Genomic DNA, 25585 nt, shown 5'->3' on the forward strand with positions numbered 1-25585 from the left:
TTCACATGTCAAATTATGATTACTTAGTAGTAGGAGCAGGCTTATTCGGTGCCGTTTTTGCTCATGAGGCAGCTCTTAAAGGCCAAAAAATCAAGGTCATTGAAAAGCGCAGCCACATTGCCGGCAACATCTATACCAAAGAAGTGCAGGGCATTCAGGTTCATGAATACGGTGCCCATATTTTCCACACATCAGATAAAGAAATTTGGGATTATATCAATCAGTTTGCGGAGTTCAACCGCTATACCAACTCACCCATTGCCAACTATAAAGGGGAGATTTATAATCTTCCCTTCAATATGAATACCTTCAATAAGCTGTGGGGCGTTGTAACGCCTCAGGAGGCACAGGCCAAGATTGAAGAGCAGCGGGCAGTTTTAGGCGGCAAAAAGCCGGAAAATCTGGAAGAGCAGGCAATCTCGCTTGTCGGTACGGACATCTATGAAAAGCTCATCAAAGATTATACCGAAAAGCAGTGGGGTAAGGCCTGCCGAGACCTGCCGGCTTTCATTATCCGCCGGCTGCCGGTCCGTCTGACCTATGATAATAATTATTTCAACGATACCTATCAGGGCATTCCTATCGGCGGTTACACGCAGATTGTTGAGAAAATGCTGGCTCATGATAATATTGATGTTGAAGTCGGTGTGGATTTCTTTGCGGATAAGGAAGGCTATCTGGCAGATTTTCCTAAGATTGTCTTTACCGGTATGATTGATCAATTCTTTGATTATCAGCTGGGAGAGCTGGAATACCGCAGCCTTCGTTTTGAGATGGAGACGCTTGATATGGAAAATTATCAGGGCAATGCAGTGGTTAACTACACTGACAGTGAAACACCTTATACACGGATCATTGAGCACAAGCATTTTGAATTTGGCACTCAGGAAAAGACCATCATCACCAAAGAATATTCCAAGACCTGGCAAAAAGGGGATGAGCCTTATTATCCTGTCAATAATGACCGCAACAACCATCTTTATAATGCTTATAAAGCCATGGCTGATAAGGAAAGTAAGGTTATCTTCGGCGGCCGTTTAGGGCAGTATCGCTATTATGACATGCATCAGGTGATTGCCGCAGCCCTTCAATGTGTCAGAAAAGAAGTAAAGTAGAGGATTAGCGTGAAAGATATTAAATTAATTGTGGCAACACACAAGCAATTTAAGATGCCCAAGGATCAAAATCTCTATCTTCCCCTGCATGTTGGCCGGGAGGGTAAAGAAGATCTCGGTTATACAGGGGACAATACCGGCGACAATATTTCGCGCTTAAATCCCTATTATTGTGAACTGACAGGCCTTTACTGGGCATGGAAAAATCTGGACTGTGACTATCTGGGCTTGGTCCACTATCGGCGCTATTTCACCAAGAAGCAGCAGACCTATAAAGAAGACATCAAGATTGATGAGGTCATCCTTTCGCAGTCGGATACAGAAAAGCTCCTTGATGAGGCGGATATTGTGGTACCTAAGAAGCGCAAGTACTATATTGAAACCCTTTATTCCCACTATGCTCATACCCATGATGCTAAGCATCTGGATGTGACCAGAGAGATAATGGCAGAGCTGTATCCCGATTATCTCCCAGACTTTGATCACGTTATGAAGCAGCGCAGCGGTTATATGTTCAATATGTTCATCATGAAAAAGGAGCTGGCCGATGCTTATTGCAAGTGGCTGTTTGCCATTATTGACGAACTCTACAAACGTTTGGATCTGACAGGCTATTCGAGTTTTGATGCACGCCTGTTCGGCCGCGTCAGCGAGCGTCTCTTCAATGTCTGGCTGGCTCAGCAAAAAGAGCTTACCATCAAAGAAGTTCCTTTCATGTATATGGAAAAAATCGACCTTTTCCAAAAAGGGAAGGCCTTCTTAGCTGCTAAATTTTTAGGAAAGAAATACGGGAAAAGTTTTTAGGAGAGGAGAAGAAGGTGATGATGCTCTTTTTAATAATACTGATAGCATCAGTATCATTAGCAGTCAATTTCAAAATTTCAAATCAAGATTTCATGAATCCGGCTGTCATTTTCTCATTAATATTTTTAGCACAGGCTGTCATGTGTGCTCTGGCGCTCACTTATATGAGGCTGACCTTTCATATCGAAACTGTCCTCATTTTGACGGTTGCTTTTGCGATATTTACGCTGTTTAATTTTTATTATTCAAGGTCATCTTCGAAAAAACAAGCAGCAGCTAAAAGGCAAATAAAAAATAATGAGCTGAAGTACATTCATTTACCAATGCTGGTTTCACTTGCTTTTATTGGACTGCTGTTAGTTGTTATTTTCCTCAAATATCAGCATTTAACACAGCTTGCCAATGCTTTGGATCATTCGGACTATTCCCTGTCTCAAAAGATTTCTTTTTTTGACCATTTAATTAAATTCGACGCAGATCATTATCATGAATTGAACATTACTCCAAACCGTTATTATAATATTTTAAAGACTATAAGTCTTTCTTTTACATACATTACTTTATTTGTAGCCATAAATAATTTTGTTGTATCTAAAAAAATAAAGGTTGAACAAGTGATAACAGTTCTTTTAATGTGCTTTGCTATATACCTTACCGGTAGCCGTTCTCCTATATTACGAATGATAATTTTTGCGGCTTGTATTTATTATATTTTATATCTTAAAAGGGACTCAACCACCGCTGCCAGAAGACAATTAATGAAAAAACTCATGATTGTCGCCATCAGTACTATCGCTTTGTTTTTGCTGACAATAGGACTTTTTGGACGTTCAAATAGCTACAATCTATTTCATTATTTATTCATTTATGCAGGAGCCCCTCTTTATAATCTGGATGTCTTTATTCAGACCTATGCCCTACCAATACCACAGGAATTTTTTGGACAGCAGACATTTTTTAAGTTATATAATTATATCTTTTCAAAATTGGACAAAGAGAAACTTTATACACTGGATTTGCCCTTTGTTAGATACAATATAAAATATGGGTTAGGAAATGTTTATACTACTTTTTATCAATTTATTTATGATTTTGGGTTAATTTTTTGGATTCCTGTATTTTCTGTTATTCCATGGTTTTATTCAACGATTTATTACAAAATCCAGAACCAATTTCTTCAAAACATTGTTATAGATTTTAGATTGTTTCTTTACGCCTATTTGCTAAATGATTTGTGCATGCTGTTCTTTTCTAACCGTTTTTATGAAACTGTTTTGAACAGTGAAGACCTTAAATTTTTAATTATTGTTTATATACTGAGTTCAGTTATCCTGAAAAAATCTATTGGAATTGGAAAATATAAATATCATTTTTAAACAGACTGCCTAATTAATTTATTATGGAATGAAAAATTATCAAATGATATTTTACTAACAAAGAGCTATTAAAATGGAGAAAATATGGTTTCGAAATTACGGGAAGTTCAATTGATTGAACTGGAAATGCTAAAACAATTTCATAAAGTCTGTCAAAAATTAAATTTAGAATATTTTTCTTTAGGCGGGACTTTACTTGGAGCTGTGAGGCACAATGGTTTTATTCCTTGGGATGATGATATTGATCTAGGTATGCCAAGAAGTGATTATGAAAAGTTCATCAATAAAGCCCAAGATCACTTTCCCGAAAATATCAAATTGATTCCAAATCCTATGAATTTAAATATTTTGCAGCTGGTTAACACAGATACTAAAATTAAAGTGGGTAAAGTGACTTGTGGGGTGTTTATTGACATCTTCCCTTTGGATGGCTTTCCTGATGGAAGCTTTAAAGCATTTCTGCATGACAAGCGTATCCTTTTTTACCGTATGCTGTGTAAATTGTCAGTTATTGATATTTTAGAAGATCGTGATAGGGGAGCTATTGAGAACTGGATTGTCAGATTGACTAAAGTAACTAGGCTCAATAAAATTCTTGATTCAGAAAAATTATTGATAAAATTACATAGTATTATCCAAAACTATGATTATAGCAATTCGACAAGAGTTGGTAATGTTTTAGGACGATATAGATTGAAAGAAGTAGTGAATAAGGAAATTTTTGGCAAAGGGCAGTCACTACAATTTGAAAATATTTCCATTAAAGCTCCCAGTCAAACAGATGCTTATCTAACTCAAATTTATGGCGATTATAAAAAATTACCTCCTGTAGAAAATCAAGTCGCCCATGATATTAAAATTATCAGCTTAGGAAAAGATAATTACTAGAATTGTAAATATATTAATGATGGGAAGAAAAAATGAAAATATCAGTAGTCATGACGACTTACAACAGTGAGAAAAATATTGAGGAGCAGCTGCAATCGCTTTTGTCCCAGACACGCAAAATTGATGAAGTCTTAATTTTTGACGATCAGTCAAAAGATACAACTTCTGAGATTGTGAAAAGCTTCATTGACCGTAATAAACTGTCAGGCTGGGTTTACACAGTAAATGAAAAAAACCTTGGCTGGGAAACTAACTTTATGCAGGGTTTAGCAAAGGGCAGCGGTGATTTAGTATTTCCGTGCGACCACGATGATATTTGGGCACTGGATAAAGTGGAATTCATGGAAAATATGATGAAAGATCACCCAGAAGCCGAATTGCTGGTAGCTAATTATGAAGCTCTGTATGAAAATGGCAAGAAGGAAATACTTCCTGTAAAAACAGACAAGATTTATAGGAAGATTAATCTTGATGAGCAAATTTTACGTGTTGGCTATCCGGGTTGTACCTATTGCTGCCGAAAAGAGCTCATTGATGAAGCAGCAAATTATTGGAGGGACAGATTTCCTCACGATGCTACTCTTTGGCGAATAGGATTGCTGAGAGGAACAGTTTATGCAACCAACAGGGCTGTTTTGACCAGACGCATTTATTCACAAAGCGCGTCAGCAACCCTGTCCAATGGAATAAAATCATTCACCAAACGCAGGGAATGGCTCGATTATGCCGCTTCTGTTTTGACTATGCTGGAAGAGTATGCTGACAATGAAGACTGTGAAGATAGGTCTCGTGCTCAGCAAATTATCAGTCATAATCAAGCGTGGATCAAAGAGCGAAAAAAGTTCTTTGACTCTAGAAATCCTTGGACTGGTTTAAAACTTTTAAAATCTGCTAATTTATATCCTAATCAATTGAAAAGTTATTTAGTAGACTGGTATGCTGTTTATTTTAAACGCTGATATATCATGTATCTATAAAATTAAGGAGTTGTTCTTGTGAGTAAAATTTTGACCATTTCTATTGCTGCCTATAATGTGGCTTCCTACATTCGGACAACATTAGACAGTTTGGTATCTTCAAAACATATTGATGATTTGGAAATTTTTGTTGTGGATGATGGCGGCCAAGATGATACTTTAATGATTGCTAAAGAGTATCAAAAACGTTATCCAAACAGCATTTTTCCTGTTCATAAAGAAAATGGCGGTTACGGGACAACTGTTAATTACAGCATGGAGCATGCCACAGGGAAATACTTTAAATTACTGGACGGCGATGATTGGTTTGATACGGATGAATTAGATCGTTTAGTTGAGAAATTGAATGCTATAAATACGGATGTCGTAGTGACACAATTCCTAAAATGTCCAGATAAAGGTGAATCACGGGTCATTGGATGTAGAAATAATCTTCCTGTTGAGAAAGAAATAAAGATATCTGATATCAGTAATCAGCCGACTTTAGGCATGTGGGCGCTATGTTATAAGACATCTCTTCTTAAAAAGTCAAATATGAAGTTACCAGAAAAAATGTTCTATACAGATCAGATTTTCTGTACGCTTCCGATTCCCTTTGCAGAAACTATTCAGTATTTTGAATTGACTGTTTATTGTTATCGTTTGGGACGGGATGGACAAAGTGTCAGCCGAGACTCACGAATAAAGAATGCGCAGATGATTTTAGATATTTGTAAAATGCTGGTAGAATATATTACCAAATATAAATATCATCCTAATTACAGCTACCTTCTTCATAGAGTATCTTTTTATTATTTGACAGCACTAAAAACTATTTTGCTGTCACATCCGAATAAAAAGACTATAAGAAAATTGAAGAATTTTGATCAGGAGATTAAGCATATATCATCAGACGTTTATAATCACGTAACAATGTATGGCAAGTTTGGGAAACTATTGAAGTTGTTTCGAAATACAAATTACTATGGAGTTTATTTTTTGAAACTTATTTATCCTAAAGGTTTGCCAAATTGGTCTTAGCAGTGGAGGTGTAATGAAAAAGAAACTCTCGCTTAGAGAATTGCAAATTTACGAATTAAATATTCTAAAGTCTTTTGTAACTTTTTGCGAAAATCATCACTTAAGATATTATTTAGCTGGCGGAACACTGCTGGGAGCAATCAGGCATCAAGGCTTTATTCCCTGGGATGATGACATTGATGTGCTGATGCCAAGGAATGATTATGAAAAATTTGTCCGTCTGCATCATGATTTTGAACAGCAGTCTTCAGGCCGCTACACTGTCCATTCAAATCGACTTAAGAATCTTAATCATGTTTTTTGCAAAATTTTAGATCGAAAAACTTTTGTAAAAAATGAGTTTACTGATGATCCGATCGAAAAGTACCTATGGATAGATATTTTGCCTTTGGATGGCCTGCCTAGTGATGAGAAAGAAGTCAAAAAAATCTATAAACGGCTGAACACTGCCAGAATGATATTAAGAGTACAGCGTGCCAGAGTGGGGGCCGGTCAAACCTTTTTGAAAAAGCTGACTAAACCTGCTATGAAGTTTATTTTCAATTTATATGGCAAAGACAGAACGATAAAATTCATTGATTCTTATTCGCAGAGATACTCTCTTGAAGAAAGCGACTATGTAGGAGCAGTTGCCATGGGGCTGTACGGTCCCGGGGAACGGATGCCAAAGGCTGATTATTTGGAACCGGTTAAGGTACATTTTGAAGGTTTGGAATTAGCGGCTCCTAAATGCTGGGATTATTACTTGACTTCCCTTTATGGCAATTATATGGAACTGCCTCCTAAAGATAAACAAGGCGGTCATTATATTGAGGCCTGGGTAGAAGAATAATCAAAAGATTTTGAAAAACGAAAGCTTGAAAGGAAATGAAGAATGATTTACGCTGGTATTTTAGCAGGTGGTACAGGGACACGTATGGGAATTCAGGATATGCCCAAACAATTTTTAGAGTTGGGCAGCCGTCCTATTTTAGTGCATACGATTGAAAAATTTGTATTGGTTCCTGAGATTGATAAAATTGTCTTAGGAATTCATCCCGATTGGGTAGCTTATACAGAAGATTTGATTGAGAAATATCTAAGCAATGATAAAGAACGTATTATTGTTGCTGAAGGTGGAAGTGATCGCAATACGACGATTAAAAATATTATTGAAAAAATCGACTCGCTTCAGCCTATTTCAGCGGATGATATTATTGTTACGCACGATTCTGTCCGTCCTTTTGTCAGTATAAAAACTATTCAGGAAAATATTGCTCTGGCAAAGAATAATGACGCTGTTGATACAGTGGTTGAAGCGACTGATACAATTGTCCAAAGCCTTGACAATACTGTGATTACTGATATTCCTGAGCGGAAATATCTCTACCAAGGACAAACGCCGCAAACGTTTAAAATGCAGGATTTTTTGAATCTCTATGACTCATTATCAAATGAAGATAAGGCCATTTTAACGGATGCCTGCAAGATCTTTGTCATTAAAGGAAAACAAGTTGCTCTTGCGAAAGGTGATTATGCAAATATTAAAATTACCACAGTCACTGATTTAAAAATTGCCAGAAGTATGATTGGGGATAAGTAAGATGCTAAACCAAGTTTATCAATTAATCCGTCCCAAAAATATCTCTATAAAATATGAGGAAGTCAATATCAACCAGTCAGGCAGAATATTGGTGAAGCCAAATTATATGGCTATATGTCATGCAGATCAGCGCTATTATCAGGGCAAACGCGATCCTGAAGTTTTAGCTAAAAAACTGCCTATGGCGCCTATTCATGAATCCTCGGGTACTGTTGTGGCAGATCCTACTGGGACTTATAAGGTTGGACAAAAGGTTGTCATGGTTCCTAACCAACCGCCTCATCCAAGTGATGATATCTTCTATGAGAACTATCTTCCAGGTCTTCATTTTCTTTCAAGCGGGTTTGACGGATTTATGCAGGAAGTGGTATCTTTGCCGGCAGATCGTGTCGTTCCTTATGATGGTATACTGGATGAAGTGGCAGCTTTAGCGGAATTTACCAGTGTCAGTATGCATGCTATCAGCCGTTTTGATAAAATTGCTCACCCTATCCGCAATTCAGCTGTTATTGTTGGCGATGGAAGTTTAGCTTTTGTTGTAGCCACAGCTCTGCATTATCGCTTCCCTGAAATGTCTATTTCTGTTATTGGCCGCAACCTTGAAAAATTACAAATGTTTAATTTTGTGGATAAGACTTTTCTGACTAATGAAGTTCCTGCTGATATGCAATTTGACCATGCTTTCGAATGTGCCGGCGGTCAAGGAAGTGAACCAGCCATCAATGATATTATCAAGTATATCAAGCCTCAAGGAACTATTATGCTGATGGGTGTCAGTGAAAATCGTGTAGCTATTAATACACGGGACATCTTGGAGAAGGGACTGACAGTTGTCGGCTCTTCACGTTCGGGCCGTCCGGATTTTGAAAAAGCAATCGCCATGCTGTCCAACAAGCATATTCAAAGCCGGCTGAAGAACATTATTTACTTAGAAAAGCCTGTCCAGTCGGTTGACGATATTCACCGTGTTTTTGCAACCGACCTGACAACCTCCTTTAAAACAGTGTTTAAGTGGGATGTTTAAAAGAAGTAGTAGTATGGCCTCTAATTATTCCTGCGTAATGTAATAGATTCGAGATCTAATCTATTATATTTACTCCCCCTTTTGTACAAAAAATTAACAAATTAATCGCTGTCATGATTGCATAATTTTTAGAAAACTGGTACAATACAATTAAGATGACAATCCCCCCACTTCCTTTTTGGACAGATACGTTCTGACGTGGGGGTTTTTTTATAGACAATAAAAGAATAAGAAGATTTATAATATCACTTTGCTGTTCGTTACCATTCTTTATCCGCAACAGCTTCCAAATCACTTAATAGACTATATTGATTTCCCCATTTGACATCTATCTGATTTCAAGCTATAATGAGAAAAAATGAAATAACCTTTAATGGAGTCCAGAGAGGCTGTCAAGGAAATCGCGTTTAAAAGTGGCTGAGACAAAAGGTGTTGTTGATTCCATAGTTCATGGGAATGACTTTTTAGCGCAGTGGTTGGCTGGCTGTTCTTATCCCTTGCAGGGCAAGCGATAGCGACCAACCTAGCCAACTGTGCGGGGGTGGGACAACGAAGTCTATTCTTTAAATGACTGACTTTTGTCCCACTCCCCCGCTTTTTGTGCAACCTTGCCTTGCTGGTAAGTTTTTTTTTGTTAGAAAGGTACTTATGATTTTAAAAGAAGACATGACGGTGGTCAGTCAGAGGGAGATTGCGCCGCGTATTTTTGAAATGGTGCTGACAGGTGACTTAGTCAGCCAAATGCAGGTCGGTCAGTTTCTGCACCTGCGCGTGCCGGACAAAAGCAAACTGCTGCGGCGGCCGATTTCCATATCTGAAATTGACAAGCAAAAAAAAGAGGCCACCATTGTTTATCGGATTGAAGGTGAAGGAACGGCTGTCTTTTCGCAGCTCCAAGCCGGTGACACTCTTGACTGTCTGGGGCCTCAGGGCAATGGTTTTGATGTATCTGTTATGAGTTCCGGACAGACTGCTCTGCTTATCGGCGGCGGCATCGGTGTTCCTCCTTTGGTAGAGCTGGCAAAAGAGCTTAAAAATAACGGCGTGCATGTTTTTGCGGTGCTGGGTTTTGCGACGAAAGATGCTGTCATTCTTGAGGAGAAGATGCGCTTATATGCGGATGTTGTCATAACGACTGATGATGGCTCTTACGGTCAAAAAGGCTATGTATCAACTGTAGTTGATGAGCTGACGTTTAGACCTGATGCGGTTTATGCCTGCGGTGCTCCCGGCATGCTCAAATATGTAGATACTAAGTTTGAAAATCACCCTCATGCTTATCTGTCGACAGAATCCCGCATGGCCTGCGGTATGGGAGCTTGCTATGCCTGTGTTGTCCACCTCAAAGGGCAAACAGAGGATCGCAATTTGCGTGTTTGTGAAGATGGACCGGTTTTTAAAACCGGTCAGATTATTTTAGATTAGGAGGCGCTTGTGACAAATAGACTTGCTGTTAAGCTGCCGGGATTGGAGCTGAAAAATCCGATTATGCCGGCGTCCGGCTGCTTTGGCTTCGGGCAGGAGTATGCTAAGTATTATGATTTGAATCGGCTTGGTTCGATCATGATTAAGGCGACTACTCAGCACCCTCGCTTTGGCAATCCGACACCCCGTGTGGCGGAGACACCTTCGGGCATGCTCAATGCTATCGGTTTACAGAATCCCGGCGTGGATGCTGTTATCGCTGAAAAGCTGCCCTGGCTGGCTAAGCATTATCCTGAACTGCCTATCATTGCCAATGTTGCCGGATTTTCCGATGAAGAATACGCTCATGTTTCCGAGAAAATCTCGCGTGTGCCTAATGTGGCGGCTATTGAGCTCAATATTTCCTGTCCAAACGTGGATCACGGCAATGACGGTCTGCTGATTGGGCAGGTGCCCGAGCTGGCTTACAAGGCTGTTAAAGCCAGTGTGACCCATTCGGAAGTTCCTGTTTATGTCAAACTGACACCCAGTGTAGCTGATATTACAACGGTTGCTAAGGCAGCAGAAGATGCCGGCGCGGCCGGTTTTACAATGATTAATACCTTGGTGGGTATGCGTTTTGATTTAAAGACAAGAAAACCGATCATCGCTAATGGCACAGGCGGCATGAGCGGACCTGCTGTTTTTCCTGTGGCGCTTAAGCTAATTCATCAGGTCGCGCGTTTCTCAAAGCTCCCCATCATTGGCATGGGCGGTGTTGATTCAGCTGAGGCTGCGCTGGAAATGATGATAGCTGGAGCCTCTGCCGTTGCCGTTGGGACAGCTAATTTTACCGATCCTTATGCCTGTCCGACAATTATTGACAATCTGCCAAACGTCATGGATAAGTACGGGATTTCAGATCTGGAAACTCTCCGTCAGGAAGTAGAGAAAAGCCTGCGGTCAAATTAAGTTTTGGGATTTTTCAAAAACATAGATGGTTTTTTGACTTTGAAGCTGAAAAAAGCTATAATAAGACAAAATAGAATAACCTTTAATTGAGTCCAGAGAGGCGAGGAAGGTTGACAGCGAATGAAGGAGTTTTTCTCCGCATAAAAGGGGGCCAGCCCTCTGTTTTCGTGTAACCTTGCTCCTTTGGGCAGGGTTATTTTTCTATTATAGGGGTTAAATAGACTGATGCTTGAAAGCTCTCTATTTTAATCACTGTAATGATATGCTAGGTAAAAAGGAGAAAACATGCGCGAAGAACGCCCCATTATTGCTCTGGATTTTCCGTCATTTGAGCAGGTCAAATCATTTTTGGCTCTCTTTCCGGCTGAGGAAAAGCTTTATGTTAAGATCGGTATGGAACTTTACTATGCGGCAGGTCCCGAGATTGTCCGCTATGTGAAGAGCCTTGGGCATTCCGTCTTTTTGGATTTGAAACTGCACGATATTCCTCATACGGTTCAGTCAGCCATGGCTGTGCTGGCAGATTTAGGCGTTGACATGACCAATGTCCATGCTGCTGGCGGCCTTGAAATGATGAAAGCTGCGCGTGAAGGCTTGGGGGCAGGTCCCAAGCTGCTGGCGGTAACGCAGCTGACCTCAACTTCTGAAGAACAAATGAGGCAGGAACAAAACATTCAGACCAGCCTTGCAGATTCCGTCGTGCACTATGCTCAAAGAGCTGCGGCAGCCGGTCTTGACGGTGTTGTCTGCTCGGCTCATGAAGCCGCAAAAATCAAGACAGCAACCTCAGCCAGCTTTGTCTGCCTGACGCCGGGCATCCGCCCTAAAGGCTCTGCTGTCGGTGATCAAAAGCGTGTCATGACACCGAGCGATGCCAGAAAAATCGGCTCTGACTATATCGTTGTCGGCCGCCCGATTACGCAGGCTGAAAATCCTGTTGCGGCCTATCAGGCGATTAAAGCAGAGTGGATAGGCTTATAAAAGAAGCATTGAGTACTCATCATTTTTGAAAATCAGATTAATCAATATGTTTAAAACAGCAGAGTGTGCTGCATTTGGAAAAGAAAAGAGGAATGTTATGACATTAGCAAAGGACATTGCACGTGACTTATTGGATATCAAGGCAGTTTACCTGAAACCGGAGGATCCTTTTACCTGGGCCTCTGGCATCAAATCGCCGATTTATACGGATAACCGCATTACGCTGTCTTATCCTGAGACGCGTACCTTGATTGAGAATGGGTTTGTGGAGGCCATCAAAGACTCCTTTCCGGAAGCAGAGGTTATTGCCGGAACTGCGACGGCCGGGATTCCTCACGGTGCCATTATTGCGGACAAGATGAACCTGCCTTTTGCTTATATCCGCAGCAAACCTAAAGACCATGGTGCCGGCAATCAGATTGAAGGCCGTGTCGTTAAAGGACAAAAAATGGTTATTGTTGAGGATCTCATTTCAACAGGCGGATCAGTGCTTGATGCGGTTGCCGCAGCCAAAAGAGAAGGAGCAGATGTGCTCGGTGTTGTCGCTATTTTTACTTATGAACTGCCAAAAGCTACTGAAAATTTTGACAAAGCCGGGGTCAAATTGGTAACCCTGTCCAATTATTCTGAGCTGATCAAGGTGGCTAAAGTTCAAGGCTATATTGATGCAGATGGTCTGCAGCTCTTAAAGAAATTCAAAGAAAATCAAGAAACCTGGCAGGACTAAACCTTGGCAGGTTGCACAGCAATCGCAAGAAACGAACAAATACGGAGGTATCCTATGAAAATTACAGTTCCGTTTGACAATCAGATTATCCCAGATGCTTATGGGAAAAAAGCCAGCGATACCAACAAGGGTTATGCTGTCAAATCTTTTCCTTTTGAGCTTTCAGAAGTTCCTAAAGACGCCAAAACACTGGCCTGGTCTTTTGTCGATTACGATTCTATCCCCGTTTGCGGTTTTGCCTACATTCATTGGGCAGTCGCTAACGTTCCTGCTGATAAAACGTCTATTTCAGAAGACTTTGCCAGACGTGATCAGCATCACATCAAAGGCAAAAATTCACTGGTCAGCAAGTTTTTGCAGACGGATTATTCCGACATGGAAAATGGTTACTTGGGACCATATCCGCCAGACAAGGATCATCAGTATACGCTGACAGTCTATGCTCTGGATGAAGAGCTGCCTTTGTCAGAAGGTTTCTATCTGAACGACCTTCGGCATGCGGCTAAAGGTCACATCATTGATCAGGCTGAAATTGATCTGATAGGAAAATGTTAAGGTGTATTTGGAGCTCTTAGAAGGGGAAGAAAGCTTATGCAACACTCAGCTTGGCACGACTTGATAAAAAAAGAACTGCCGGAAGGTTACTTTGCTCAGATTAATCATTTTATGGATGATGTTTACAGCCAGGGTACGATCTATCCGCCGCGGGAGAAAGTCTTTAATGCTATTCAGACTACTCCTTTAGAAGAAGTGAAGGCGGTTATTATCGGTCAGGATCCTTATCACGGCCCCAATCAGGCTCAGGGACTGTCCTTTTCGGTGCCCGATCAGATTCCTGCACCGCCGTCTTTGCAAAATATTTTGCAGGAACTGGCTGCAGATATTGGGGAGAAAAAAAATCATGACCTGACCTCTTGGGCGCAGCAGGGTGTGCTTTTGCTCAATGCCAGTCTGACAGTGCCTGAACATCAGGCCAATGCTCATGCCAACGGCATCTGGGAACCCTTTACCGATGCGGTGATTAAGGTGGTCAATCAAAAGGATACACCGGTTGTCTTTATTCTTTGGGGCGGTTTTGCGCGCCGCAAAAAGGCACTGATTACCAATCCGATTCACCATATTATTGAGTCGCCTCACCCAAGTCCCTTATCTGCTCACAGAGGTTTCTTTGGCAGCAAGCCCTTTTCACGGACCAATGATTTCTTGCAGGCTCAAGGAATTGAGCCGATTGATTGGCTGCAATAATTAGATGTAAGGGAGAAAATAAATGATACTTATCAAAAACGGCCGTTTGGTTGACCCGAAATCTCAGACAGACAAGATCTGCGATCTGCTGCTTGATGGTCAAAAAGTGGTGAAAATAGCAGAGAAAATCGAAGCGCCTGAGGCTGAAATTATTGATGCAGCAGGGCTGGTAGTTGCTCCCGGTCTGGTTGATGTTCACGTGCATTTTCGTGAACCGGGGCAAACGCATAAAGAAGACATTCACACAGGTGCCCTGGCAGCAGCAGCGGGCGGTGTGACAACGGTTGTCATGATGGCCAATACCACACCGACCATCTCTGATGTGGCGACACTGACAGAAGTTTTGGACAGTGCAGCTAAGGAAAAGATTCACATTAAGTCTGTAGCGACCATTACCAAAAATTTTGACGGGCAGCAGCTGACAGATTTTGAGGCCTTGTTAAAAGCGGGGGCTGTCGGCTTTTCTGATGATGGTATTCCTCTGACGAGCTCTAAGGTTGTTAAGGAGGCTCTGGACTTAGCCAAAAAATACGGAACCTTTATCAGTCTGCATGAGGAGGATCCTGAATTAAACGGCATTTTAGGCTTTAACGAAACTATCGCTAAAGAGCACTTTAATTTCTGCGGTGCAACGGGCGTGGCTGAGTACAGCATGATTGCGCGTGATGTTATGATTGCCTATGACAGGCAGGCTCATATCCATATTCAGCACTTATCTAAGGCGGAGTCTGTCAAAGTGGTGGAATTTGCCCAAAAATTAGGGGCTCAGGTAACCGCAGAAGCAGCGCCGCAGCATTTTTCAAAAACAGAAAATTTACTGCTGGAAAAAGGAGCCAATGCCAAGATGAACCCGCCTCTGCGCTCAGAATCGGATCGTTTGGCGGTTATTGAAGGGCTTAAATCAGGTGTCATTTCAGTGATTGCCACCGACCATGCGCCCCATCATGCTGATGAAAAAAATGTAGCTGACATGACCAAGGCACCGTCCGGCATGACAGGTCTTGAAACATCGCTGTCGCTTGGTCTGACGTATTTAGTCCAAGCAGGCCATCTTAGTTTAATGGATTTCTTGGCCAAAATGACCGTTAATCCGGCACAGCTGTATGATTTTGACGCCGGCTATCTGGCTGAAGGCGGCCCTGCCGATGTTGTCATTTTTGCAGATAAGGAAGACCGTTTGATCGGAGAAAAGTTTGCGTCTAAAGCTGCCAACTCACCTTTCATCGGAGAAACGGTGAAAGGCCAAGTCAAATATACCATCTGCGGCGGCCAAATCGTCTATCAAGTCTAATTCGTGAAACCCTTTTGCCATTTTCAGCAAAAGGGTTGTTTTTATAGAGCTTAGCCCTTGTCCGCAGGTTTTAACAACCGGCACAGCATGGGGCTGCTCTCTTTTAAACAGTTAAAAAAATTAGTATAATATGTTATAGGTTAACAGGAGAGATTGTATGAAAAGAAAAGCTTTAATTCTACCAACCTTGTTCTTATCGACAGCTCTTTTATCCATGCATGCGTATGCCGATGAGGCGTCTCCGGCAGTCAATGCCAGCAGCGAACAGCTTCCAGCCGTCAGCGCCCAGACAGAACAAACGCAAGCTGTGAGCATTCCGTCAAACACGGTTACAACTGCTAGGATCCAGCCGTCAGCGCCGAACACAGTCAGCCAGCCGCAAGCATCAAGTGTTTCAGAAGAAGCTCAGCCGGCAGAAGCAGTGACTGCTTCTTCGGAACCAACAACCCTCGCAGCTCCAGCGGCTGCTGATCCTAAAAATGATGAGTCTGTCACTATTTTGCACACCAACGATATTCATGGCCGTTTTCTGGAAGACAGCCGTAATGGTGTTATCGGTATGCCCAAACTAGCAGGGCTTGCCAACGATTATCGGCAGCAGGGCACCACTTTACTGTTAGATTCGGGAGATGCCACCCAAGGCCTGCCGATTACCAATAACAGTCAGGGGTCAGATGCGGTTGCTCTCATGAATGCTGCCGGTTATGATGCCATGACGGTCGGCAATCATGAATTTGATTTTGGTCTGGATCAGCTGAAAACACTAAGCCAGAAGATGACCTTTCCCATTATCAGCTCTAATATTTATGTCAACGGTGCGCGGCTTTTCGAGGCTTCGACCGTTATTGACAAAAATAAAAAAATTGAAGGCGATGAGTATGTGGTTATCGGGGTCACAACGCCTGAAACATCCACAAAGACCCACCCTAGAAATGTTGTCGGTGTGACTTTTACCGATCCTATTACCGAAGTTACTAATGTTATCGCTCAAACGGAAGCCCAGGCCAGAGCAGCAGGCAAATCTTATCAGCATTACATCATTCTGGCTCATCTGGGAGTGGATACGACCACGAAAGCACAGTGGCGCGGAGACAGTCTGGCTCAAGCCCTGTCCCAAAACAGCCTTTTGGCCGGAAAAAATGTTATCGTTCTTGACGGGCATTCTCATACAGCAAAGACGGCTGTTTATGGCAATGTCATCTATAATCAGACGGGCAGTTATTTAAACAATGTCGGTCTCATCAAGTTAAGTTCCAAAGAAGTGCTGAGCAATGCCTTGCTGAGTGCCGAGGATACAAGCGCAGTGCACCCTGATCCAACTGTTCAGGCTATGGTAGACAAGATTGATGCTGCTTACAAGGCCGACAGTGCTACAGTTGTGATTCCTAACAGCCCTGTTGAACTCAATGGTGAGCGTACAAATGTACGTGTCCGGGAGACCAATCTTGGCAATGCTGTTGCAGATGCCCTGCTGGACTATGGTCAAACAGGCTTTTCACACAAATCGCATTTGGCAGTGACCAACGGCGGCGGTCTGCGTGAGACGATTGCTAAGGACAAGCCGGTGACAAAAGGTGATATTATTGCTGTATTGCCTTTCGGCAACACCGTTTCGCAGATAGCTGTGCAAGGACAAGCGATCAAAGAGATGTTTCTCAAGTCACTTGGATCCATTTTGCAAGTGGATGAAAATGGCAATAAGGTCCTTGATGAAAACGGCCAGCCTTTGATGGAGCCAAGCGGTGGCTTTTTACAGGTTGCAGGAGCTAAAGTATATTATGACACCTCTTTAGAGCCGCAAAAGAGGCTGCTTCACATTGACATCTTAGATCCGGAATCAAAGACTTATAAACCTTTGGATCTGGCTGCCACCTATTATCTGGTGACCAATGATTTCTTAGCAGCAGGCGGCGATGGTTATACCATGTTAGGCGGCAGCCGTGAAGAAGGACCGTCTATGGATACTGTATTTGCAGATTATCTGGCCAAGGCTGATTTGACACAATACGCTGTCATCAATCCTAATTCTCGTGTTATTTCACTGTCTTCGGTGAAAGACAGCGATGGTGATGGCTTCACCGATTTGGCTGAAGCACTTGCGGGAACATCTTTTAAAGATCCAAAGAATTACCCGGATCAAGGGGCTGTACAGCCTCAGCCTGATTTACCGGAACAGGAAAGGCATGTTGATCCTGCTGCTGTTTTAGCAGTGAATGAGCCGGTAAAACTTTCTGTCCGCTACAGCAAGAGCCAAAAAGCAGTTATCAATCTCCCTGCCTATTCTTATCAAAATGGGTCTTATCAGCTTAGCAGGCAACTGCCGCAGACAGGCAGTCAGGCTTCCGCCTTAGCCGTTTTAGCAGGTATTTCTTCAATGGGATACGGCTTGTACGGTATTCGCCGCAAAGTCCGCAGCAAATAAGCCGGGTCTTAATGTGAATTTGCCCAGCTTGCTCCTTTAAACATTAAAAGAAGGCTAGTCCGCCTTCTTTTTTTGATGTGTCAGGTTTAACCCCCAAGGAACGAGGTTTTCATTTTTTTCCTTGATGCGCAGCATATTATCCTTGTGACGAATAATGATGATTCCCGCAATCAGAATAATAATTCCTGTAAAGAACCAATCATAAAATGGTATGAGGAAATGAAAGGCCGGGAAAATCAATGCACTGATGATAGCCGCACTTGCTGCTGCAACACTGGCCAAAGATATCATGCTGGATAGATACAAAACGATCACGAAAATAATCAAGAGGTAAACAAGAAAGAGCGGCGCCAAGCCCAGCAGGATTCCTGCACTGGTTGCGACAGCTTTGCCGCCTTTAAATCCGGCAAAAATGGGAAAGGTATGTCCCAAAATGGCAAAAAAGCCAAAGAGGAGCGGCGTCATACCGCTGACCCCAAAAATCATGGGCAATACAGTAGCCAGCGTTCCTTTTAGCATATCAATCATAAAGGTCACTGAACCCGCCTTAGGGCCAAGAACACGAAATGTATTGGTTGTTCCCATGTTTCCGCTGCCGTAGTCTCTTAGATTTTTTCCGTAAAAGTACTTGCCGATCCACAGCCCAGTAGGAATAGAACCCAGTAAGTAGGCAATAATTAAAAAAATAATGACTTTCATAACCCCATTATATCAAATCATTTAGGGAAAATCTCTTGATTTTCAAAAATAACTTTGCAAAATTTCTAAAAAACTTGTAAGATAAAAAAGATGAAATAATCGGAGGTCAGTTTTGGCTAAGAAAGAAATTACAATCAATAATTACAATGATGATGCCATTCAGGTATTGGAAGGGCTGGATGCTGTCCGCAAGCGTCCGGGAATGTATATCGGATCAACTGACGGCACCGGCCTGCACCATTTGGTATGGGAAATTGTTGACAATGCAGTTGATGAAGCCCTGTCAGGATTTGGTGAGCGCATTGATGTGACGATTAATAAAGACGGATCCTTATCCGTTTCTGACAGCGGCCGCGGCATGCCGACAGGAATGCACGCCATGGGGATTCCTACCGTGGAAGTTATTTTTACAGTCCTCCATGCCGGCGGCAAATTCGGCCAGGGCGGCTACAAGACATCTGGCGGTCTGCACGGTGTCGGCTCTTCTGTCGTTAATGCCTTGTCCAGCTGGTTAGAAGTTGAAATTACGCGAGACGGCACGGTTTATAAGCAGCGCTTTGAAAACGGCGGCAAACCGGCAACAACCTTAAAAAAGGTCGGCACAGCGCCGAAATCGAAATCTGGCACCAAGGTTACTTTTATGCCGGATGCGGGTATTTTTTCAACAACTGATTTTGTTTACAATACGATTGCTGAGCGCCTGAACGAGTCTGCTTTCCTGCTCAAAAATGTGACGCTGACACTGACAGATAAGCGTCCGGAAGAAGTACAGCATGTGGAATTTCATTATGAAAATGGTGTGCAGGACTTTGTTGAGTACCTCAATGAAGACAAGGAAACACTAACGCCGGTGATTTACTTTGAGGGCGAAGAGTCCGATTTTCAGGTCGAAGTTGCTCTGCAGTACAATGACGGTTTTTCGGATAATATCCTGTCTTTTGTTAATAATGTTCGGACCAAGGATGGCGGAACCCATGAAACGGGGCTCAAGTCTGCCATTACTAAGGCCATGAATGATTATGCCAGAAAGACCGGCCTGCTGAAAGAAAAGGATAAAAACTTAGAAGGCTCTGATTACCGTGAAGGCTTGTCTGCGGTACTGTCTATTTTGGTTCCGGAAGAGCACCTGCAGTTTGAAGGGCAGACCAAGGATAAATTGGGCAGTCCTTTGGCTCGTCCCATTGTTGACAGCTTGGTTTCTGATAAGCTGACTTTCTTCCTCATGGAAAATGGGGAACTGGCTTCCAATCTTGTCCGTAAGGCCATTAAGGCCAGAGATGCCAGAGAAGCAGCTCGCAAGGCGCGTGATGAATCCCGCAACGGTAAGAAAAGTAAAAAAGATAAGGGGCTGCTATCCGGCAAACTGACCCCGGCTCAGTCCAAAAATCCTAAGAAAAATGAACTCTACTTGGTCGAAGGAGATTCTGCCGGCGGATCAGCCAAGCAAGGACGGGATCGGAAATTTCAGGCAATTCTGCCTCTGCGCGGCAAGGTTCTCAATACTGCTAAGGCTAAGATGGCAGACATCATCAAAAACGAAGAAATCAACACCATGATTTATACCATTGGAGCCGGTGTCGGAGCCGATTTCAAGGTGGAAGACTCCAACTACGATAAAATCATTATCATGACCGATGCTGATACGGACGGTGCCCATATCCAAACTTTGCTGCTCACTTTCTTTTACCGCTATATGCGGCCGCTGGTTGAAACAGGCCATGTCTACATTGCTCTGCCGCCGCTCTACAAAATGTCCAAAGGCAAGGGGGCTAAAGAAGTGGTGGAATACGCATGGACTGACGGGGAGCTGGAAGACCTGCGCAAGAAGTTCGGCAAAGGGGCTGTCCTTCAGCGCTACAAAGGGTTAGGCGAAATGAATGCCGACCAGCTCTGGGAAACCACTATGAACCCTGACAGCCGCACTCTCATCCGCGTTACCATTGAAGACTTGGCGCGTGCCGAACGCCGCGTCTCCGTCCTCATGGGCGACAAGGTCGAACCCCGCCGCAAATGGATCGAAGACAATGTCAAGTTTACCTTGGAAGAGAGTACGGTGTTTTGATTGGCTATTTGAAAATGATGCTAAAGCATCTATTTTCAAAACGCAACAGACTATAGCTTGTTGCTAAGCCCCTCACTAGGTCAATTCAAAAAAATAATCGATTTTTTAAATTGACCGTCGTCATTTTATCGAATCATTAATACCTATACTAGGTCGAAAACAAAATATAATTGGTTTCGCTTTCTCACCGTCGTAGAACGATTATCTTCGAGGGGATTTGAGAGACTTTGGCTCTTAAGTTAGGAAGGGAGCTGCAAAGCAGGTCGCTGTGACGATTGCCGTTAGAAATCGATACTATTTCTAACGGCAATCTAATGCAAAACCTAGTCAAGAGCTTATAGCCTTGGCGTTTGGTTTTGCCGTCTGTGCCATTTAAGAAAAGCATCAAACAAGAAAAAGGAATTATAAATAATAAGAAAGGATTGTTTAGTTAGTCAGTCTAACTAAACACGGGACTATTTTTCCTAGAAAAATCGGTAATTTCCTAGTGTCCAAGGACACGTCGTCAGTTCCGGCATTTTTTACGGAAAAATCTCGGCAAGCCGAAAGGTCCCTTTGTATCTTAATTATGTCCAATGTACAAAACATATCCTTAGAGGATATCATGGGAGAGCGCTTTGGCCGCTACTCCAAATATATCATTCAGGAGCGGGCGTTGCCTGATATTCGTGATGGGCTTAAGCCCGTTCAGCGCCGCATTCTTTATTCCATGAATAAAGATGGCAATACGCATGACAAAGGCTTCCGCAAGTCTGCCAAATCTGTCGGGAATGTCATGGGGAACTTCCACCCGCACGGTGACAGCTCCATCTATGATGCCATGGTGCGCATGAGCCAGGACTGGAAAAACCGCGAGACCCTGATTGAAATGCACGGCAACAACGGTTCTATGGACGGTGATCCCGCAGCTGCCATGCGTTATACAGAGGCGCGTCTGTCAGAAATTGCAGGCTACTTGCTGCAGGATATTGACAAAAACACCGTGCCCTGGGCCTGGAATTTTGATGATACGGAGAAAGAGCCGACTGTTTTGCCGGCTGCTTTCCCAAATCTCCTCGTCAATGGTGCAACTGGGATTTCAGCAGGTTACGCAACGGATATTCCGCCTCACAATTTAGCTGAGGTTATTGATGCGGTCGTTTACATGATTGACCATCCAAAGGCCAAGCTGGAAAAGCTTATGGAATTTCTGCCCGGTCCGGATTTTCCGACAGGAGCCATTATCCAAGGCAAAGAGGAAATCCGCAAAGCTTACGAAACTGGCAAGGGACGTGTGGCTGTTCGCTCGCGTACGGAGATTGAAAGCCTCAAAGGCGGTAAACAACAGATTGTCGTAACGGAAATCCCTTATGAAGTGAACAAAGCTGTGCTAGTCAAAAAGATTGACGATGTCCGTATTAATAACAAGGTTCCCGGCATTGCCGAAGTCCGCGACGAATCTGACCGTGACGGTCTGCGCATTGCTATTGAGCTCAAAAAGGATGCTGACCAAGAGACTATTTTGAATTATCTCTTCAAATATACGGATCTGCAGATCAATTATAACTTTAACATGGTGGCTATTGACAACTACACACCGCGTCAGGTCGGTATTATTCCCATGCTGTCCAGTTACATTGCCCACCGTAAAGATATTATTGTTGCCCGATCTAAATTTGATAAGGAAAAGGCAGAAAAGCGCCTGCACATCGTTGAAGGCCTCATCAGAGTCTTATCTATTTTGGATGAGGTTATCGCCCTTATCCGTGCGTCTGAGAACAAGGCTGATGCCAAAGAAAACCTTAAAATCAGCTATGACTTTACCGAGGAGCAGGCCGAAGCGATTGTCACCCTGCAGCTGTATCGCTTAACCAATACCGATATTGTGACCCTGCAAGAAGAAGACGCGGCTCTGCGTGAACAAATCACGACTCTGTCTGCTATCATTGGTGATGAGCGCACCATGTACAATGTCATGAAGCGCGAGCTGCGTGAGGTCAAAAAGAAATTTGCCAGCCCGCGTCTGACTGAATTACAGGCTGAGGCGCAGACAATAGAAATTGATACAGCCAGCCTTATTGTTGAGGAAGAAACCTTCGTCAGTGTTACCCGCGGCGGCTATATCAAACGCACCAGCCCGCGTTCTTTCAATGCGTCAACGGTTGATGAGTTGGGCAAGCGTGACGATGATGATGCTGTCTTTATTAGAAATGCCAAGACAACTCAAAGCCTGCTCTTATTTACCAGCTTGGGCAATGTCATTTACCGGCCTATTCATGAATTAGCAGATATTCGCTGGAAAGAAATCGGTGAACACCTCAGTCAGACGGTTACAAATTTTGCCACAGATGAAGAAATTCTCTACGTTGATTTGGTGGATCATTTTGAAGAAGGCACTTACTATGCGGCTACCCGTTTGGGGCAAATTAAGCGTTTCGAGCGCAAGGAGCTGACCCCGTGGCGCAGCTATAAAACAAAATCTGTCAAGTATGCTAAATTAAAAAATGATGACGATTGCATCGCCGCCATCTCACCAATTAAACTGGATGATGTCATGCTGGTTACCAACAAAGGTTACGCTCTGCGTTTCAATATTGAGGAAGTACCGATTGTAGGGCCTAAGGCTGCAGGTGTCAAAGCTGTTAATCTCAAAGATGGCGATTATGTTGCCAGTGCCTTTATCGCTAATACGGACAGCATGTATATTCTGACCCAGCGAGGCAGCCTCAAGCGGATGGCGCTCAGCCACATTCCAGTAACCAGCCGGGCTAAAAGAGGCCTGCAGGTGCTGCGTGAGCTTAAGAGTAAACCTCACCGTGTCTTTGCGGCCGGACCAGTTTTTTCTGAGACAAAAGCAGGGGAGCTTGATTTGTTTACGACAGCAGATCCTGGCAGTGGGCAAGCAGAAGTTCTTGAGGTCACCTCACAGACTTTGGCAGCTTACGACGTCAATCTGGCTGAATTGTCCCTGTCTGAGCGCACCAGCAACGGCAGCTTCATTTCAGATACCATTTCCGATGAAGGAGTGCTTTCTGCCAGAATAAAAGCATACTAAAAAACAGCCTGTATGGTTCTATAAACCGATAACAGATAAAACAAATCTCTCATAAAAAATAAGGCTTGAAATCTTTTAAAATAATGTTTAAAAAGCCAGGCAGCAGATGTCATTTGACTGTCTGGTTTTATTTTTTTAAGAAATTTTCAGAATTTTACAAAAAATACTTGAAAATTTTTGGGAAAAGCGTACAATAGAAAAAGAAAAAAGGAAGAAAGAGGAATTTAACATGACAGTAGATTTAGACTGGGAAAACCTTGGATTTGAATACCACAAGCTTCCATTTCGTTACATCTCTTATTATAAAGATGGCAAGTGGGACGACGGCAAACTGACAGAAGATGCAACCCTTCACATCTCAGAAAGCTCACCGGCTCTTCATTATGGTCAGCAGGCTTTTGAAGGACTCAAAGCCTACCGCACCAAAGATGGTTCTGTACAATTGTTCCGTCCTAATATGAATGCTGAGCGTCTGCAGCGGACATCTGATCGCCTTTTAATGCCTCAGGTACCAACTGATAAATTTATTGACGCTGTGAAGCAAGTGGTACGCGCCAATGATGACTATGTACCGCCATACGGTACCGGTGCGACACTTTATCTGCGTCCGTTGCTAATCGGAGTTGGTGATGTTATCGGTGTTCATCCGGCCAGTGAATATATTTTTACCGTTTTTGCTATGCCGGTTGGCAACTATTTCAAGGGCGGTCTGGCACCGACTAATTTCCTGATTCAGGATGATTACGACCGTGCAGCTCCTCACGGAACGGGTGCAGCTAAGGTCGGCGGCAACTACGCAGCCAGTCTTCTGCCGGGCAAAGTCGCTCAGGATCACAAGTTCTCAGATGTTATTTACCTTGATCCGGCTACCCATACTAAGATTGAAGAAGTGGGTTCAGCCAACTTCTTTGGTATTACAAAGGACAATGAGTTTATTACACCGCTCAGCCCGTCCATCCTGCCATCTATTACTAAATATTCCCTTCTTTATTTGGCTAAAGAACGTTTCGGTATGAAGGCCATCGAAGGTGATGTCAGAATTGATGATTTGGACAAATTCGTTGAAGCAGGTGCCTGCGGAACAGCAGCCGTTATCTCACCGATCGGCGGTGTTCAGCACGGCGATGATTTCCATGTTTTCTACAGTGAAACAGAAGTAGGACCTGTAACGCGCAAACTTTATGATGAATTGACGGGTATTCAGTTTGGTGATGTTGAAGCACCGGAAGGATGGATTTACAAGGTCAATGACTAAAAAGAAAAATTTGCTTGCTCTTGCAAGCTTTTCTTTTTTTGTGTAAAATATTTGAGAGGTAAATTATGCGTAAAAAAGATAAGAAAATTGAAATCCAGATTAGCGACGCTCAAGTCGAAGTCAATGGTGCGAAAATGACAGGCTATCAGCTGACAGTCGGTAAAAGAGTTATCGGCGAAATTGCTGAAATTGACGAAAAGTATGCGGCTGTTAAAAACGGTGAGGCCGTCGATTTTCATAAAAATTTAGAAGCTGCCGTGGAAGCAGTCATTGAGGCCTATAATTTGAATAACTAAACTAAGAAAAGGCTTGATTTTGACATAAGATTATGATAAACTAATCTTTAGTTGTCACTGGAAGGGTAGCGAAGAGGCTAAACGCGGCGGACTGTAAATCCGCTCCTTCGGGTTCGGGGGTTCGAATCCCTCCCCTTCCATACTCAGGATACAAAGACCGTTAAAAAATCCGTATGAAAATAGAAAACTGACGAAGCGTTGCTAAAAACGCTAGGAAGTTTGTCTTTTTCACTAGGATTTTAGGTCGTGTTCAACTTCGTTTTACGAGTTTTCTGAGTGCGAATGATTTAGTTTGGGGTATAGCCAAGCGGTAAGGCAAGGGACTTTGACTCCCTCATGCGCTGGTTCGAATCCAGCTACCCCAGTCAGAGGTATTAGACCAAGTCTAAGGCCGTCAGAGATATGCGCCTT

General features: G+C 42.9%; 22 protein-coding genes and 2 tRNA genes. 23 read left to right on the forward strand and 1 reads right to left on the reverse strand.

The window, feature by feature from the left end; translation table 11 throughout:
* Positions 1-5: 5 nt before the first annotated feature.
* The 17 genes from glf (at position 6) to nt5e (ending at position 17828) form a co-directional block, all read left to right on the forward strand.
* Entirely contained in the window at positions 6-1115 is a 1110-nt protein-coding gene (gene glf / locus G573_RS0106415) for a UDP-galactopyranose mutase (RefSeq protein WP_027975936.1), read from the forward strand.
* A gap of 9 nt (positions 1116-1124) precedes the next feature.
* Positions 1125-1919 carry a DUF4422 domain-containing protein gene (locus tag G573_RS0106420; RefSeq protein WP_027975937.1) on the forward strand — a complete coding sequence of 265 codons (795 nt, stop codon included), beginning with the start codon at positions 1125-1127 and terminating at the stop codon, positions 1917-1919.
* A 17-nt stretch (positions 1920-1936) separates the two neighbouring features.
* A complete protein-coding gene (locus G573_RS0106425) occupies positions 1937-3295 on the forward strand; it encodes an O-antigen polymerase (protein WP_037586833.1) in 1359 nt (452 codons plus the stop codon).
* 84 nt (positions 3296-3379) lie between these two features.
* Positions 3380-4183, forward strand: coding sequence for a LicD family protein (locus tag G573_RS10990; RefSeq protein WP_037586834.1), 804 nt, complete (start codon positions 3380-3382; stop codon positions 4181-4183).
* A 32-nt stretch (positions 4184-4215) separates the two neighbouring features.
* On the forward strand, positions 4216-5142 hold the full coding sequence (locus tag G573_RS10995) for a glycosyltransferase (RefSeq protein ID WP_037586835.1): 927 nt from the start codon (positions 4216-4218) through the stop codon (positions 5140-5142).
* Between the two features lie 36 nt (positions 5143-5178).
* On the forward strand, positions 5179-6180 hold the full coding sequence (locus tag G573_RS0106440) for a glycosyltransferase family 2 protein (protein WP_027975939.1): 1002 nt from the start codon (positions 5179-5181) through the stop codon (positions 6178-6180).
* Between the two features lie 13 nt (positions 6181-6193).
* Entirely contained in the window at positions 6194-7012 is an 819-nt protein-coding gene (locus tag G573_RS0106445; protein WP_027975940.1) for a LicD family protein, read from the forward strand.
* Between the two features lie 42 nt (positions 7013-7054).
* Complete coding sequence (locus tag G573_RS0106450; protein WP_027975941.1) at positions 7055-7762, forward strand: IspD/TarI family cytidylyltransferase; 708 nt, start codon at positions 7055-7057, stop codon at positions 7760-7762.
* A gap of 1 nt (position 7763) precedes the next feature.
* Positions 7764-8786: an alcohol dehydrogenase catalytic domain-containing protein gene (locus G573_RS0106455; protein WP_027975942.1), complete on the forward strand. Its 1023-nt coding sequence runs from the start codon at positions 7764-7766 to the stop codon at positions 8784-8786.
* Between the two features lie 648 nt (positions 8787-9434).
* Positions 9435-10211 carry a dihydroorotate dehydrogenase electron transfer subunit gene (locus G573_RS0106465; protein ID WP_027975944.1) on the forward strand — a complete coding sequence of 259 codons (777 nt, stop codon included), beginning with the start codon at positions 9435-9437 and terminating at the stop codon, positions 10209-10211.
* 9 nt (positions 10212-10220) lie between these two features.
* Positions 10221-11162 carry a dihydroorotate dehydrogenase gene (locus G573_RS0106470; protein ID WP_027975945.1) on the forward strand — a complete coding sequence of 314 codons (942 nt, stop codon included), beginning with the start codon at positions 10221-10223 and terminating at the stop codon, positions 11160-11162.
* Positions 11163-11447: 285 nt separating this feature from the next.
* A complete protein-coding gene (gene pyrF / locus G573_RS0106475) occupies positions 11448-12143 on the forward strand; it encodes an orotidine-5'-phosphate decarboxylase (RefSeq protein WP_027975946.1) in 696 nt (231 codons plus the stop codon).
* Positions 12144-12240: 97 nt separating this feature from the next.
* Positions 12241-12870, forward strand: a complete 630-nt coding sequence (gene pyrE / locus G573_RS0106480) for an orotate phosphoribosyltransferase (protein WP_027975947.1) — start codon at positions 12241-12243, stop codon at positions 12868-12870.
* A gap of 54 nt (positions 12871-12924) precedes the next feature.
* Complete coding sequence (locus G573_RS0106485) at positions 12925-13425, forward strand: YbhB/YbcL family Raf kinase inhibitor-like protein (RefSeq protein WP_027975948.1); 501 nt, start codon at positions 12925-12927, stop codon at positions 13423-13425.
* A 36-nt stretch (positions 13426-13461) separates the two neighbouring features.
* Positions 13462-14115: a uracil-DNA glycosylase gene (locus G573_RS0106490; RefSeq protein WP_027975949.1), complete on the forward strand. Its 654-nt coding sequence runs from the start codon at positions 13462-13464 to the stop codon at positions 14113-14115.
* 22 nt (positions 14116-14137) lie between these two features.
* Positions 14138-15406, forward strand: coding sequence for a dihydroorotase (locus tag G573_RS0106495; protein ID WP_027975950.1), 1269 nt, complete (start codon positions 14138-14140; stop codon positions 15404-15406).
* A gap of 157 nt (positions 15407-15563) precedes the next feature.
* Positions 15564-17828 (forward strand): cell surface ecto-5'-nucleotidase Nt5e, encoded by a 2265-nt coding sequence (gene nt5e, locus G573_RS0106500; RefSeq protein WP_027975951.1) that lies wholly within the window; start codon positions 15564-15566, stop codon positions 17826-17828.
* A gap of 54 nt (positions 17829-17882) precedes the next feature.
* Here nt5e and plsY read toward each other — a convergent pair whose 3' ends face one another.
* Complete coding sequence (gene plsY, locus G573_RS0106505; protein WP_027975952.1) at positions 17883-18527, reverse strand: glycerol-3-phosphate 1-O-acyltransferase PlsY; 645 nt, start codon at positions 18525-18527, stop codon at positions 17883-17885.
* Between the two features lie 112 nt (positions 18528-18639).
* On the opposite strand from plsY, the gene parE reads away from it, so the two are divergent.
* The 6 genes from parE to G573_RS0106535 all read left to right on the forward strand — a co-directional run bounded on the left by parE (position 18640) and on the right by G573_RS0106535 (position 25539).
* The gene (parE, locus tag G573_RS0106510; protein ID WP_027975953.1) at positions 18640-20589 is read left to right on the forward strand and encodes a DNA topoisomerase IV subunit B; all 1950 of its coding nucleotides are present in this window, start codon (positions 18640-18642) and stop codon (positions 20587-20589) included.
* Positions 20590-21157: 568 nt separating this feature from the next.
* Positions 21158-23623, forward strand: coding sequence for a DNA topoisomerase IV subunit A (gene parC, locus G573_RS0106515; protein ID WP_027975954.1), 2466 nt, complete (start codon positions 21158-21160; stop codon positions 23621-23623).
* A 193-nt stretch (positions 23624-23816) separates the two neighbouring features.
* A complete protein-coding gene (locus G573_RS0106520; RefSeq protein ID WP_281168704.1) occupies positions 23817-24878 on the forward strand; it encodes a branched-chain amino acid aminotransferase in 1062 nt (353 codons plus the stop codon).
* A gap of 65 nt (positions 24879-24943) precedes the next feature.
* Positions 24944-25174, forward strand: a complete 231-nt coding sequence (locus tag G573_RS0106525) for a DUF2969 domain-containing protein (protein WP_027975956.1) — start codon at positions 24944-24946, stop codon at positions 25172-25174.
* A 59-nt stretch (positions 25175-25233) separates the two neighbouring features.
* Positions 25234-25314, forward strand: a tRNA-Tyr gene (locus G573_RS0106530).
* Between the two features lie 153 nt (positions 25315-25467).
* Positions 25468-25539: transfer RNA gene (locus tag G573_RS0106535), tRNA-Gln, on the forward strand.
* Positions 25540-25585 lie beyond the last annotated feature (46 nt).

This window comes from Streptococcus devriesei DSM 19639 (genome assembly GCF_000423725.1).
Lineage (GTDB): Bacteria > Bacillota > Bacilli > Lactobacillales > Streptococcaceae > Streptococcus > Streptococcus devriesei.

Bases quoted from the DNA above. Each gene is read 5' to 3' on its own strand.
- plsY (WP_027975952.1), bottom strand. From the start codon at position 18,527: ATGAAAGTCATTATTTTTTTAATTATTGCCTACTTACTGGGTTCTATT.
- G573_RS0106445 (WP_027975940.1), top strand. From the start codon at position 6,194: ATGAAAAAGAAACTCTCGCTTAGAGAATTGCAAATTTACGAATTAAAT.
- G573_RS0106450 (WP_027975941.1), top strand. From the start codon at position 7,055: ATGATTTACGCTGGTATTTTAGCAGGTGGTACAGGGACACGTATGGGA.
- parC (WP_027975954.1), top strand. From the start codon at position 21,158: ATGTCCAATGTACAAAACATATCCTTAGAGGATATCATGGGAGAGCGC.
- nt5e (WP_027975951.1), top strand. From the start codon at position 15,564: ATGAAAAGAAAAGCTTTAATTCTACCAACCTTGTTCTTATCGACAGCT.
- G573_RS0106525 (WP_027975956.1), top strand. From the start codon at position 24,944: ATGCGTAAAAAAGATAAGAAAATTGAAATCCAGATTAGCGACGCTCAA.
- pyrF (WP_027975946.1), top strand. From the start codon at position 11,448: ATGCGCGAAGAACGCCCCATTATTGCTCTGGATTTTCCGTCATTTGAG.
- G573_RS0106495 (WP_027975950.1), top strand. From the start codon at position 14,138: ATGATACTTATCAAAAACGGCCGTTTGGTTGACCCGAAATCTCAGACA.
- G573_RS0106455 (WP_027975942.1), top strand. From the start codon at position 7,764: ATGCTAAACCAAGTTTATCAATTAATCCGTCCCAAAAATATCTCTATA.
- G573_RS0106465 (WP_027975944.1), top strand. From the start codon at position 9,435: ATGATTTTAAAAGAAGACATGACGGTGGTCAGTCAGAGGGAGATTGCG.
- G573_RS0106485 (WP_027975948.1), top strand. From the start codon at position 12,925: ATGAAAATTACAGTTCCGTTTGACAATCAGATTATCCCAGATGCTTAT.
- glf (WP_027975936.1), top strand. From the start codon at position 6: ATGTCAAATTATGATTACTTAGTAGTAGGAGCAGGCTTATTCGGTGCC.
- G573_RS0106490 (WP_027975949.1), top strand. From the start codon at position 13,462: ATGCAACACTCAGCTTGGCACGACTTGATAAAAAAAGAACTGCCGGAA.
- G573_RS10995 (WP_037586835.1), top strand. From the start codon at position 4,216: ATGAAAATATCAGTAGTCATGACGACTTACAACAGTGAGAAAAATATT.
- G573_RS10990 (WP_037586834.1), top strand. From the start codon at position 3,380: ATGGTTTCGAAATTACGGGAAGTTCAATTGATTGAACTGGAAATGCTA.
- pyrE (WP_027975947.1), top strand. From the start codon at position 12,241: ATGACATTAGCAAAGGACATTGCACGTGACTTATTGGATATCAAGGCA.
- G573_RS0106425 (WP_037586833.1), top strand. From the start codon at position 1,937: ATGATGCTCTTTTTAATAATACTGATAGCATCAGTATCATTAGCAGTC.